The sequence below is a fragment of the Cupriavidus sp. YAF13 genome (assembly GCF_052113425.1).
Lineage (GTDB): Bacteria > Pseudomonadota > Gammaproteobacteria > Burkholderiales > Burkholderiaceae > Cupriavidus.
This window is the reverse complement of the sequence record NZ_JBFRDD010000043.1, coordinates 1-13,019: the sequence shown is the minus strand read 5'-3', so window position 1 is coordinate 13,019 and position 13,019 is coordinate 1. Positions and strand designations below refer to the sequence as shown.

The following is a 13,019-nucleotide window of genomic DNA, read 5'->3' as shown; positions in this document are numbered from 1 at the left end:
CACACCGCGAGGGACGCGCGCATGTGATAGCGGTTTGGGCGAATCTTGGGATGCCCTCAACCTCACGCCACCGAGCATGAACCCCACCTCGGCGTGCCCAATTCTCGGCGCCGTCGCAGGCCTCGAAACTAGCAGGGTCGCTTTCTTGTGCTACTCGAGGCGGAAAAACTCTACCGTCTGCCCGGCATTGACCGCCCGCCGCAGCCAGTCCGGCATCTCGCCCGCCCCGTCCCAACTCAGCCCCTCTGCATTGCGGTAGCAGACAGGGCTCGGGCTCGGCGGCGRCGCAAAGCACCCGGCCGCCTCCAACTCTTCCATCGTCAGCCCATACTCGAGCATCTGCGCCCGGATCCAGCGGATCGCGTCCGCCCGATCAATTTCCATTGCCATCGTTACCGTCATGCGGGTTGAGGGGGAGCGCCGGCGCACCCGGTTCTTCATTCGTGATCGGCCCTTGGCCACCGGCCTTCCGCCACGGGCCCGTTCCTGTTCGGTCGAGAATTGGGTACGTAGCTCCACCAGCGGACGGCCAGCTGCCTCCAACTCCGCCCGCCAGGCCTCCAGCCGCGCCAGGGTTGCAGCATGCGCTTGCCGCTCGGCATGACGCGCCTCTGATGTTCACCTTGTCGCCCCGCAGCGGTAAGCCCCCTTGGGGGGGGATATTCGCAAAGGCTGGGCGCGTGCGAGGGGCGCTTGCGGGGAGGTCCCGGCCCAGCCGCATGCCGGCCACATACGCGCCGCCGTGATTCCGGAGTCAGATCGAACCAGGGCCGGCGCGCGGGACGGCCCATTAGCGTCACACAAGGAGCGTGAACTGAAGACTGCTTAGATTTGCTGCGAATTCAGGACTCCATACACCGGGCACGCGGCGCCTCGTCAGCATCTGCAGTGTCTTCGGAAACAGGCCGATTCTGCAGGCGGCTGTGCATGGCCTCGCATCGGATCAACATCATTGCTGCAGGATCCTCTTCACCGCCGGCACTACCAGCCTCAGCAGCGACCCGCAGATATACTTGCCGAGAGGCAACGGCGACGATCACAAGGATGGCGCCGACGCCGAAGGCTCGGACTGCAATTTGGAGGTATTGCCCCATGGCTAAATTGAACCGTGTAGCAGGAGGTGACGGGTAGGGAGACTACACGAGGATCTCTCGGGACGGTGCCATGCCGTTGCAGGATTGACATAATAGGTTTCGCCGCAGCCGTTTATTATGTGAAATACGATAACCACCTAAACCCCCATCCACCCCCACACCCCAGCCCCAAAACCACCCCCCCTAAATACTTGCTTCCCCGTTTCGTCCAACAAGGTGACGGGCGCCATATCGGTGGCGCCGGATGATCCAGTACCGAACGGGAGCTTTCCATGAGTTTCGATCGCGACGACGCCACATTCCTGGTTCTCGTCAATCACGAAGAGCAGTATTCGATCTGGCCTGACTACAAGGCCATTCCGGGCGGATGGCGCGCGGCGGGCTTTAGCGGTGGCAAGCAGGCCTGCCTGGACTATATCGAGCGCACGTGGACCGACATGCGTCCGCTGAGCCTGCGCCGCTTCATGGAGGATCCAACGCGGACGAACGCCTGACCATGGCCGCGTTGCAGCTGTTCTGCCTGCCGCACGCGGGGGCCAGTGCCACGACGTATCTGCGCTGGCGCCGCCTGTTGCCGGCCGATATCGCGCTGGTTCCGCTGGAGCCGCCCGGCCGTGGCGCGCGTCTCGACGAGCCGCTGCTGCGGGATTTCGAGGCCCTTGCCAGCGCGATGACCGATGCCCTGTGCCGGCATCGCGCGCATGCCGGCATGCCGTATGCGCTCTTCGGCCACAGCATGGGCGGCTTGCTTGCCTGGCGCGTCTGCCATCTGCTGCGCGAGCGTGGCTATGGCTTGCCGCGTGGCCTGGTCGTTTCCGGCTGCGCCGCACCCACCCGACGGGATTCCCGGCGCCTGGCCGCCCTGCGCGGCGACGCGGCGCTGGCCGAAGACCTTCGCAAGCACGGCGGCACGCCCGAGGCCGTCTTTGCCGATCCCGAGCTGCTGCGCATGACGCTGGACGTGCTCGATGCCGACTATCGCGTCTGCGAGAGCTTCCAGCGTGCCGACGTCCCACCGCTGCCGATGCCGCTGCATGTCTTCGCGGGCCACGACGATCCGATCTTGCCCGCCGACCTCCATGCCTGGGCCATCGAATCCCAGGTCGGCCACACGCTGGACTGGTTTGCCGGCGGGCATTTCTTCCTGCACGACGATCCGGCCGCAGTGGTTCGCCGCCTCGTGACCCATCTGGAGGCGCCTCAGGCATCCACCATGCCCGCGTTTGCGTGACGCCCGCCGCGTCGCCCAAGCATCCAAGCCAACCGTCTACCTGAAAAGTCGATCCCAAGTATGCAGTCCGCTCCAAACGTCCCGGCCACGCTGGTGGCCCACCTCGGCCAACTGGCCGTGCACCGCGCCGGCGATACGGCACTGATCACCATCGACGCCGCCGGCGATACCCGCTACGACTACGCCTCGCTCGATGCCCGCGTGCGCGCCCTCGCCTCCCATCTGGCGTCGCGCGCCGCGCCCGGCGACCGCGCGATGCTGCTGCTCGACAGCGGGATCGACTATATGACCGCGTTTTTCGCCTGCCTCTACGGGGGATTGATCGCCGTGCCCGCCTTCGAGCCCGGCGCGGTCCGCTCGGCGCAGGTCGCGCGATTGCGCGCCATGGCCTGCGATGCGGACCCCGCGCTGCTGCTGACCAGCACGGCGCAGGCCACCGCGCACCACGATGCGCTGGCCGCCATCGCACCGCGTGCCGCCGTGATCCTGGCCGATGATCCGCAGCCGCCCACGCGGGACGACTGGCATCCCTACCCTGCCGGCCCGGACACGCTGGCCTTCCTGCAATACACGTCGGGGTCCACGGCTTCGCCGAAGGGCGTCATGGTCAGCCATGGCAATGTCATTGCGAACGAGGTGGCGATCGCGACCGGCATGGGCGTGCGGCCCGGCGACACGATGGTCAGCTGGCTGCCGCTGTATCACGACATGGGCCTGATCGGCGGCCTGCTGCAGCCCATCCACAGCGGCGTGCCCGTGGCGATGATGTCGCCGCAGTTCTTCCTGGAGCGGCCGGCACGCTGGCTGCAGGCCATCAGCCGGCATCGCGGCACGCTGTCGGGCGGCCCCGATTTCGCCTATCGGCTTTGTGTCGAACGCGTGCGCGACAGCCATTTCGAAGGGCTCGACCTGTCGAGCTGGGACGTCGCATTCTCGGGCGCGGAGCCCGTGCGCGCCGACACGCTGCGTGCCTTCGTCGACCGCTTCGCACCGGCCGGCTTCCGCAAGCAGGCGCTGTATCCGTGCTACGGCCTCGCCGAGGCTACGCTGTTCGCCACTGGCGGCAAGCGTGGCACGGGCATGCTGAGCGAGCGTTTCGACCCTGCCGCCCTGGCACAGGGCCTGGGGAAGACGGCGAATGCCACCGACAGCGGCATGGAACTGGTCGCTTGCGGATTCCCCCGCGCCGACCATACCGTGCGCATTGCCGATCGGGATGGCCGGGCAGTCGCGGATGGGCACGTTGGCGAGATCGAAATCGCGGGCCCGAGCGTGGCCCACGGCTACTGGCGCAATGCCAGCGCCACGGCGGCCACGTTCACTGGCGACGCCGGTGCCGAACGCCGGCTGCGCACCGGCGATGTCGGCCTGATGCGCGACGGCCAGCTCTACATCGCGGGCCGGCGCAAGGACCTGATCATCGTACGCGGCCAGAACCTCTATCCGCAGGATATCGAGCAGGCTGTGGAAGCGAAGGTCACCGCCGCGCGCCGTGGCCGCGTGGCGGCGTTTCCCGTGCAGGGCCCCAATGGCGAGGCGATTGGCATTGCCGTCGAGATCTCGCGGCCGGACCAGAAGCGCATCGGACATGTGGCGCTGGTCCAGGCGCTCGCGGAAGCGGTCGGCAATGCCTGTGGCGAAACGCTGGCCGTGGCGCTGCTGCTGAACCCCGGTGGCCTGCCCAAGACCACCAGCGGCAAGCTCCAACGCAGCGCGTGTCGGCAGGGTTGGCTCGACGACGGCCTGGACGCCTGCGCCGTGTGGTCGCATGGCGCCTTCTCGCGCGGCGGAATCTCCGCCAACGGCCAGGCCCCGGCCGCCGGTGAGCCCCCTCGCGGCGAAGCCGAGATTGCCCTTGCCGCGTTGTGGCAAGAGCTGCTGGGCGCGGCGCCCGCCGACCGGCAGGCTCATTTCTTTGCGGCCGGCGGCAGTTCGCTGACGGCCGCGCGCCTTGTGGCACGCCTGCGTGAGCGATTCGGCGCGGCGGTGCCCATGCGTCTGCCGTTCGAGCACCCTACGCTCGCCGCCTGCGCGGCCGCGCTGGAGTCGCTCCAAGTCGGCGGCAACGATGGCGCCGACGCGCCGATTGCGCGCGCACCGCGTACCGGCGAGATGCCGCTGGCGCCCGCGCAGCAGCGCATGTGGCTGACGGACCGCATTGCCGCGCCCGCTGACCGCTGGATCTACAACATGGCCGGCGGCCTGCGCCTTGCCGGCCCGCTCGACGCGCAGGCCATGCGCGCCAGCCTGAACGCGCTCGTCGAACGCCACGAGATCCTGCGTACGTCCTATCCGGCCGACGCGAACGGTGCGCCCACCGCGCGCATCGCGTCCGCGCTGACGATCGATCTGCCATACCACGACCTGTCGTCGCTGGACGCATCCCAGCGCGCGGCGGCCCTGCACGAACTGGCCGAGGCCCAGGCGCGCGAACCGTTCGATCTGTCCAGTGCCCCGCTGCTGCGCGCGCGGCTCGTGCGGCTGGCCGACGACGATCACGCGCTGCTGCTCACGCTGCACCATATCGTCGGCGATGGCTGGTCCATCGACATCCTGCTCGATACGCTCGCGGCCGGCTACAACGCCGCCATCGCGGGCACCGCGCTCGATCTGCCGCCGCTGCCGATCCAGTACGCGGATTACGCCGTCCATCAGCATGGCGCGGACGGCGCGCGGTCCCAGCCATCCGAGGCCTCGTTCTGGCGCGATGCGCTGCAAGGCGCGCCGCGCCTTACGATGATCCCGTCGCCAAACCGTCGCCCGCCCGTGGCTTCGACCACCGGCGCCGCTTGCCACAGCGAGCTTCCCGATGCGCTGCTGGCGCGCGTCGATGCGCTGGCCCGTGCCCACGGCGCCACGCGCTACATGGTGCTGCTGGCAGCCTTCCACGCGCTGCTGCACAGGCTGGGCGGTGCCGAAGACCAGTTGGTCGGCATCGACGTGGCCGGCCGCACGCGGCGCGAGTTGGAGGAACTGATCGGCTTCTTCGTCAACGTGCTGCCGCTGCGCGCGCGGCCCCATGCCACGCTGACGTTCGCTGCCCTGCTGGCCCAGTTGCGCGATGCCATGCTGGCCGCTTTCGATCATCAGGCTCTTCCCTTCGAGCGCATTGTCGAAGTGGCCGGCGTGCCGCGCGAGCGCGCGTGGCACCCGCTGGTCCAGATGCTGTTCGTGCTGCAGAACACGCCTGCCGACGCGCGCCAGTTCGCGGGCCTGCGTGCCGAACGCCTGCCGACGCCTGTCCACGCCGCCAAGTTCGACCTCGCCGTGTTCCTCGACCCCCACGCCGATGGCCTGCGCGCCGAATGGGTCTACGCGACGGCCCTGTTCGCGCGCGCCACCGCGCACCGCATTGCCGATGCCTACGGCGCCGTGCTGGCCCAGGCCGTGTCGAACCCCGCCCTTCCGTTGTCCGGCCTCGTTGTGCCGGCCAGCCTTTGCGAACCCGCTACCGATATGCCCGCCATGACTTCCAGCCAGATTTCCAGTCCCGGCAAGCTCGACAAGCTCGACAAGCTCGCCAAGCTCAACAAACTCGGCAAGGTCGCCGGGCTCCCGAAAACGGCGGCAGAAGCGGCTCCGGCCGCGCTGCTCGTGCGGACGTCGTTCCTGTCGCCGGGCCAGACCTTCCCCATCGTGATCGAACCGACCACGCCGGACCTGGACCCCGTGGCATGGGCGCTGGCCCATCGGCAGGACATCGAGGCCACGCTGTGCCGCCACGGCGGCATCCTGCTGCGCGGCTTCGGCCTGCGCACGCCGCAGGAGTTCGAACGGTTCGCGGAATCGATCGAGCCGGGGCTCTATGGGTCGTATGGCGATCTGCCGAAGAAGGAAGGCGGCCGCAACACGTATCGCTCCACGCCGTATCCGGAGCGCGAGATGATCCTGTACCACAATGAAAGCGCGCATCTGTCGCGCTGGCCGCGCAAGCAGTGGTTCTTCTGTGAGCTGCCCTCGCCCGTCGGCGGTGCCACGCCGATTGTCGACTGCCGCGAGATGTATCGCCGGCTGCCGCACGAATTGGCCGCCCGCTTCGAAAGCAAGGGGCTGCGCTACGTGCGCACGTTCAACGACAAGCTCGATGTGAGCTGGCGCGACTTCTTCAAGACGGACTCGCGCGACGAGGTGGAGGCCCGGCTGCGCGCCTCGGGCACCGATTTCGCATGGCTGGACGCCGATACGCTGCAGACCCGCGAGCAATGTCCCGCCGTGATTGCCCACCCGGTCACCGGCGAGCGCAGCTTCTTCAATCAGGTGCAGCTGCACCACACGGCCTGCCTGGACCCCGAGGGGCGACGCGACCTGCTGGAGATCGTCGGCCCGCAGCGGATGCCACGGCAGGTGCTGTTTGGCGACGGCAGCCCGATCGGCGACGACGTGATGGCGCTGATCGGCGAACTGTATGAAGCCTGCGCCGTGCGCTTCCAGTGGCGCCAGGGCGACGTGGTCATGCTCGACAACATGCTGGCCGCCCACGCGCGCGATCCGTTCGAGGGGCCGCGCAAGATCGTCGTGGCGATGGGCGACATGTTCGAGCGCCGCGACCTGCTGGCATTGGCGGGCCGTCCCGCTACGGCGGACAGCGCTGAAGTGGCCCTCGCCACGCTGGAGGGCTGAACGATGAATGCCATCGTCCATCCGTTCGGCACCGGAAGCGATTTCCCGGGCCACGCCCAGGCCCTTGGCCGCGAACAGCGGGCATTCGAAGCACACGCGGACGTTCCGCTCACGCTGACGGCCACCCTCGACGGCACGCTCGATTCCGAGCGCCTGCAGCGGGCACTGGCGCACGTCGCCGCGCGCCATCCGGCTGCGCGCCTGGCATTCGGACGCGTCGACGGCCTGCGCGGACTGCGCCAGCATTTCGAAGGCCCGGCGCCCGTCATGACGCTGTCGGCGCCTGCAGCCCGTGGTGATGTGCCGGCCTTGCAGGCAAGCGTCCAGCGCCTTCGCGAACCGGGCGGCGCCGAACGTACGTACGTATCGCTGGCCGCCAATCCGCTCGCCATCGATGGCCCGAGCCTGGTCACGCTGATGCGCGAACTCGCGCAGGCGTACGCCGACGACGCCGTGCCGGCCGGGGAAGCCCCGCTGTCCTATGCCGATTACCTCGAGTGGACCGCCGGTCTCGCGCAGGACAACGTCGAGGCCGGGCAAGCCTACTGGCAGGCCGTGCGCGACCGTCTTGCCGGGCTCGACGCCCCGCGCCTGCCGTGGCGGCAGGCGGGCACGGCGCCCATTGGCGCGCTGCGCACGCTATCGGCACCACTGCCGGAGGCAGATGCCGCTGCGCTCGCCGGCCTGGCCAGCCAGCTCGACCTGCCGCTCGTGCATGTGCTGCAGGCGGCATGGTGGCTGCTACTCGCCCGACTCGATCCCACGGGCCGATTCTGCGCGGGCTGGTGGCAAGATAGCCGCGACGATTTCGAGGCGCTGGCCGGCGCCGTCGGCCGCTACGAGTCCGTGCTCCCCGTCACGGTAGAGCCCGACGCGGAACGCAGCGTCGCCGATTGGCTCGGCCAGTTCAGCGCCCAGCTTCAGCAGCACGCGGGCTGGCGCGAGCACGCCACGGCCGATGCCGCGTCCGGCACGCCGACGCGTATCGGCTTCGCCACCACCGGCCCTGCCCTGCTCCGCGCGCATCACGGCGATATCGCATGGCGCATCGCTGCGCCGCAGGCACCGACGCCGGGCGTCGAGCTGGCGCTGCACGTCCATGCCGGCGATGCTGGTTTGCCGGGCGAATTGGCGCTGCACTATTGGGCTGAGCACTATCGCGCCGACGCGATGGCCTGCCTGCTCGACCAGTACCTGACCCTGCTGCGGACCCTGCCGACGCAGTCGGGGACCACCGTCTCGGCGCTGCCGCTGGCCACGGCCGCGGATCAGGCTCGTATCGCGGCGATGCACGGTCCGGCGCTGCACGTCGGCACCCAGATGCTGCCGCAGCGGCTGGCACACTGGGCCGCCGAACGGCCACTGGCCGCCGCGCTATCCGCCGGTGGTCGCCAGTGGGGGTATGCGGAACTGTCCGCCGCCGTCGATGCGCTGGCGAGCCATCTGCCGTCACTGGGTTGGCGCCCGGGCCAGCCGGTGGGCCTGCTGCTGCCACGTTCCGGCGAACTCGTGATCGCGCTGCTGGCGGTGATGCGTGCCGGTGGCGCCTATCTGCCGCTGGACCCCGCATGGCCGCCGCAGCGGCGCGCGCGGATCCTGGCGGACGCCGGCGCCACGCTGGTGCTGACCGACGCCGCGCACCTCGCGGACGCAGCCGGTCCGACACCGCACGCGGATGTCGTCGCGTGGCGGGCGTCTTCGTCCGGCGTCACGTCCGGGGCGTCGCTGCCCGATATCGAAGCGGACCAGACGGCCTACGTGCTCTACACGTCGGGCTCCACGGGCACGCCAAAGGGGGTGCCGATCTCGCACGCCCAGTTGCTTAACTATGCGGCGGCCTCCGGCCAGGCGCTGCGGCTCGATCGCTGCGAGCGCTTTGCGCTGACGTCCACCGTGGCGGCCGATCTCGGCAACACCACGCTGTTCGGCGCATTGTGGCATGGCGGCTGCCTCTGTGTGGCGGACGATGCCGATATGCAGGATGCCGCCAGCTTTGCCCGCTTCCTTGCCCGCGAACAGGTGGACTGCCTGAAGATCGTCCCGTCCCATCTCGATGCGCTGCTCGACGGCGATGCGGCGCCGCTGGCGCTGCCGCCGCACGCCACGGTGGTGGTGGGCGGCGAAGCGGCCTCGCCGGCATTGCTGGCGCGCCTGCGCAAGCGTGCACCCGATGTCCGCCTCTGCAATCACTACGGCCCCACGGAGACCACCGTGGGCATCCTGGTCCACGAAGCGGGCCGTGCCGCCGACCTGCCGGAAGCGCCCCTGCCGCTGACGCGTGTCCTGGCGAACTGCGAGGCTCATGTCCGCACTGTGGCGGGGCAGCCGGCGACGGTCGGTGAAACGGGCGAACTCTATCTGGGCGGCGCCCAGCTTGGCGCCGGCTATCTCGGTGGCGTGGCCAGTGACGCCTTCGTCCCGCATCCCGAGCACGCTGGCCGGCGGCTTTACCGCAGCGGCGACCTTGCACGCTATCTGCCCGAAGGCGGTATCGAGCTGATTGGCCGCGCCGACAGCCAGATCAAGATTCGCGGATTCCGCATCGAGTGCGGCGAGATCGAACAGGCGTTGGAAGCACTGCCCGGCGTCCGTCAGGCGGTCGTGCTGCCGGTGACAGCCGACGACGGTACGACACGTCTGGCCACGTGGCTCGTGCCCGAGGCGGAAGCGGATGGCGCGCTGACAGCCGCGCGACGCAATGCACTGCGCCAGGTGCTGGCGGAGCGCCTGCCCGATCCGATGATTCCCGCGCAGTGGTTTGCCCTCGCGGCGCTGCCGCGCCTGCGCAACGGCAAGATCGATCGCCGGGCACTCGCTGCTTCGGTCCTTGCCGAGCCGGCCGGGGCGTCCGTCCGGTCCCGCGAGCCGGACAGCGCGCTGGAAGCGCTGCTGCTCGACCAACTGCGCGATCTGCTTGGCGCGCCCACGCTGGCGGTCCATGACGATCTGTTCGAGGCCGGCGGCCATTCGCTGCTGGTCATCAAGCTGGTGGCGCGGATTCGCAAGCTGCTCAAGCTGGAAATCGCGCCTGCGGTGGTGTTCGACGCCCCGAGTGCCGCCGCGTTGGCCGGCGCCCTGCGCGCCACGGCTACGGACCCCGATGGCCTGGAGACGCTCGCCGGCCTGCAACGCCAGTTGGCGGCGATGACTCCGGAGGCCCTTGCCGCCCTGCGCGCATCGGCCGGCGCCACGGCATGACGACAGCCCCGGCGCGATGGACGCGCCGGGGCGTCGACCGATCGGGATACCGGGAAAACAGGCTACTTCTTCAGGACCGCATTCATGATGCAATCTTCCAACGCTGCTCAGCAGGCAGCGCTGCTGGCGCTTCTGCTGGAGCAGGACGCCGAATCCGCAACGCACGCGGCCGCCCAGTTGCCTGCTGGCGTGGATGCCGACGCCATGGCGTCCACCGGGCCAGCCGATGGCGGCGACGCCCCGCTGTCGTTCTCGCAGCAGCGGCTGTGGTTCCTGCTGCAATACGAGCCGGGCAGCACTGCCTACAACCAGACGCGCGCCTATGTGCTGCGCGGGGCGCTGGACCGCGCCGCGCTGGATGCCGCGCTGCGCGCCGTGATGGCGCGGCATCCGGCGCTGCGCACGCGCTTCGTCGCCGATGCGGCCACGCCGGGCGCGCTGCCGCGACAGGTGGTGGAGCCCTCGCCGGCGTTTGCGCTGGCAGAGGCCCCGCTGGCGATGGGCGCTGACGCGTTGCACGCCCGCATCGACGCCGAAGCCGCGCGGCCGTTCGACCTGGGCCAGGCGCCGCTGCTGAGGGCGACGCTGCTGATGCGCGCCCCCGACGACCACGTGCTGCTGCTGTCGCTGCACCACATCGTCTCGGACTTCGTCTCGAATGCCGTGATTGCGCGCGATCTCGCGCAAGCCTACGGTCAAGCCTTGGGGGGCGACGCCGTGCGCCTTGCGACACCGGGTGCGACCTTTGCCGCCCATGCCAGCCGCCAGCGCGATGCCCTGGCAAGCGGCGCGCTCGATACGCAGCGCGACTGGTGGCAACGCCTGCTGGGTAGCCATGTGCCCGCGCTGCAGCTCCCCACGGACCGCCCGCATGGCGCCGACGCGACGCGTATCGCCCGCCGCGTCAACGCTGCCTTGCCCGCTCGGCTCGCCCGCACATTGCGCGCGTTCTGCGTCGCGCAGCGCTGCACCCCGTTCGTGGCGCTGCTGGCGGCGTGGCAGGCGCTGCTGAGCCGCCATGCGGGGCAGGATGACTTTGCCGTGGGCGTGCCGCACACCGGCCGCGACGGCGATGGGCTCGACGATGTGGTCGGCTTCTTCGCCAATACCCACGTCTACCGCTCGCGCGTCTTGCCCGGCGTGACCGGCCGCGCGCTCTGCGAAAGCCTGCGCGCCGATGCGCTGGGCGCGCTGGGCCATGCGGCACTGCCGTTCGAAGTGCTGCTCGACCGCATGCACGTGCCGCGCGATGCGGGCCGGCCGCCGCTGTTCCAGGTGATGTTCAACCTGCGCACCGCCACGGCAGGTGCCGGGCTGTCGCTGCCGGGCCTGACCGTGGAGGCTGTGGAGGCCAGCGAGACGGGCGCCAAGTTCGACCTGATTCTCGATGCGGAAACCGGCGCCGAGGATGTCACGCTCCATCTGGAGTACGACTGCGCGCTGTTCGACGCCGCCAGCGCCGAGCGCCTGCTGCGCTACTACGTGACGCAGTTGTCGGGCCTGATGCATCAACCGGACCTGCCGCTGACGGCGACGCCGCTGCTCGACGCGTACGATGGCGCGGTGCTTGCGCACCAGCTTGCCGCCGGCCGCCCGCTGCGGCGCGCCGCTGCCATCGAGCCCGCGCATCGCCAGATCCAGCGCCACGCGGTGCGTTCCGCCGATGCCGTCGCCCTGCGCCATGGCGACACCACGGTCAGCTACGGAGACCTCGAACGGCGCGCCAACCGGCTCGCGCACCGGCTGATCGCACTCGGCGTGGGGCCCGAGGTGCGCGTCGGCATCGCCATGGAACGCTCGCCCGAGATGATCGTCGGGCTGCTGGCGATCCTGAAGGCCGGCGGCGCCTATGTGCCGTTCGATCCGGCCTATCCGGCCGAGCGGCTGGCCTATCTGTTCGAGGACAGCGGCATTGCGGCGCTGCTGACGCAACCGGCGCTGCGCGACCTGCTGCCGCCGCGCGATGGCCTGCCGGTGCTGATGCCGGATGCCGACGCCGACGATCTCGTGTGGCCCGACACGGCGCCCGATGTCGACGTGCGGCCGGAACATCTGGCCTACGTGATCTATACGTCGGGCTCCACGGGGCGGCCGAAAGGGGCGCAACTGCAGCACGGCAACCTGTCGCGGCTGCTGGCGTCCACGCAGCATTGGTTCGGCTTCAACGCGGACGACGTCTGGACGCTGTTCCACTCGTATGCATTCGATTTCTCGGTGTGGGAGATCTTCGGCGCGCTGTGCCACGGCGGCCAGCTTGTGATCGTTCCCTTCCACGTGAGCCGCGCCCCGCAGGAATTCATCGCGCTGCTGCGGCGCGAGCGCGTCACGGTGCTGAACCAGACGCCATCGGCCTTCCGCGCCTTGCTGGCGCAACCCGAGCTTTACGGGGCGCCGCTGGCGCTGCGCTACGTCATTTTCGGGGGCGAAGCGCTCGATCCGCAGGCGCTGCGGCCGTGGATCGACCATGCCGGTGATGCCGCGCCGCAGCTGATCAATATGTACGGCATTACCGAGACCACGGTCCACGTGACGTACCGGCCGATTAGGTGTGCCGACCTGGACCCCGCCACGCGCGCACGCAGCCCCATCGGGGAGCGCATCCCCGACCTCGGCATCCGCGTGCTCGATCCGGGTTTGCATCCGGTGGCGCCGGGTGTGGCCGGGGAACTGTTTATCGCGGGAGATGGCCTGGCCCGTGGCTACCTGAACCGCGCGGCACTCACCGCCGAGCGCTTTATTCCCGATCCGTTTGCCGATGACGGTGCGCGGCTCTACCGCACGGGTGATCTGGCGCGCTGGCTGCCTGACGGGCAACTGGAGTACCTGGGCCGGATCGACCAGCARCTGAAGATTCGCGGCTTCCGGATCGAACCGGG

General features: G+C 69.6%; 6 protein-coding genes. 5 read left to right on the top strand and 1 reads right to left on the bottom strand.

Annotated features, from left to right (window positions below; genetic code table 11):
* Positions 1 to 150: 150 nt before the first annotated feature.
* A complete protein-coding gene (locus AB4061_RS28770) occupies positions 151 to 390 on the bottom strand; it encodes an H-NS histone family protein (protein WP_441639702.1) in 240 nt (79 codons plus the stop codon).
* Positions 391 to 1,366: 976 nt separating this feature from the next.
* Here AB4061_RS28770 and AB4061_RS28765 point away from each other — a divergent pair.
* The 5 genes from AB4061_RS28765 to AB4061_RS28745 form a co-directional block, all read left to right on the top strand.
* Positions 1,367 to 1,588 (top strand): MbtH family protein, encoded by a 222-nt coding sequence (locus AB4061_RS28765; RefSeq protein WP_006160788.1) that lies wholly within the window; start codon positions 1,367 to 1,369, stop codon positions 1,586 to 1,588.
* Between the two features lie 2 nt (positions 1,589 to 1,590).
* Positions 1,591 to 2,325: a thioesterase II family protein gene (locus AB4061_RS28760; RefSeq protein ID WP_441639641.1), complete on the top strand. Its 735-nt coding sequence runs from the start codon at positions 1,591 to 1,593 to the stop codon at positions 2,323 to 2,325.
* Positions 2,326 to 2,385: 60 nt separating this feature from the next.
* A complete protein-coding gene (locus tag AB4061_RS28755) occupies positions 2,386 to 6,945 on the top strand; it encodes a condensation domain-containing protein (RefSeq protein ID WP_441639640.1) in 4,560 nt (1,519 codons plus the stop codon).
* 3 nt (positions 6,946 to 6,948) lie between these two features.
* Entirely contained in the window at positions 6,949 to 10,143 is a 3,195-nt protein-coding gene (locus AB4061_RS28750; RefSeq protein WP_441639639.1) for an amino acid adenylation domain-containing protein, read from the top strand.
* Between the two features lie 84 nt (positions 10,144 to 10,227).
* A partial coding sequence (locus AB4061_RS28745) for an amino acid adenylation domain-containing protein (RefSeq protein WP_441639638.1) occupies positions 10,228 to 13,019 on the top strand: 2,792 nt, incomplete at its 3' end.

Coding starts and splice junctions, on each gene's coding strand:
- AB4061_RS28765 (WP_006160788.1), top strand. CDS start 1,367: ATGAGTTTCGATCGCGACGACGCCACATTCCTGGTTCTCGTCAATCAC.
- AB4061_RS28760 (WP_441639641.1), top strand. CDS start 1,591: ATGGCCGCGTTGCAGCTGTTCTGCCTGCCGCACGCGGGGGCCAGTGCC.
- AB4061_RS28755 (WP_441639640.1), top strand. CDS start 2,386: ATGCAGTCCGCTCCAAACGTCCCGGCCACGCTGGTGGCCCACCTCGGC.
- AB4061_RS28750 (WP_441639639.1), top strand. CDS start 6,949: ATGAATGCCATCGTCCATCCGTTCGGCACCGGAAGCGATTTCCCGGGC.